Source organism: Gluconobacter sp. P1D12_c (genome assembly GCF_018812105.1).
GTDB classification, from domain to species: domain Bacteria; phylum Pseudomonadota; class Alphaproteobacteria; order Acetobacterales; family Acetobacteraceae; genus Gluconobacter; species Gluconobacter oxydans_A.
In genome coordinates, this window is sequence record NZ_JACSIQ010000440.1 from 1 (window position 1) to 462 (window position 462).

General features: G+C 56.3%; 1 protein-coding gene and 1 pseudogene. Both read left to right on the forward strand.

The window, feature by feature from the left end; translation table 11 throughout:
• Positions 1 to 119 (forward strand): annotated as a pseudogene (locus tag KP705_RS20385) (recombinase family protein); the annotation flags it as partial.
• A 37-nt stretch (positions 120 to 156) separates the two neighbouring features.
• A partial coding sequence (locus KP705_RS17565) for a plasmid recombination protein (protein WP_215765210.1) occupies positions 157 to 462 on the forward strand: 306 nt, incomplete at its 3' end.

The window sequence follows — 462 nt, forward strand, 5'->3', positions numbered from 1 at the left end:
TGTATGATACCGGCGATTACTCCATCAGCGATCTTTCAGAACTGTTTTCTATTTCTCGGCCAACTGTCTATCGAACTCTCAGCAGAACAGCCTCAACGTTCTTGTTGGGTTCACTCTAAGCGTACGTAAAGTACACTTTCGTGTCGTGACCCCTATTTGAACGAGGCGTTGCGCTGGATTCAGGAGCGGCACGGCAAGGACAACGTGATCGCTGCCATCATTCACCGGGACGAAAAAACGCCGCACCTGTCGGCCTACGTGGTGCCAAAAGACCCCGATACAGGCCGCCTGAATTGCCGCCGGTTCCTCGGTGGTGCCAAGGCCCTGAACGAGATGCAGACCGACTTTGCGCGAGTTGTGGGACGCCCTGTCGGACTGGAACGCGGCATCGAAGGAAGCAAGGCCACCCACACCAAGCTGAAAACCTACTACGGGGCGCTAGAACGGGACGCACCCGAGCAC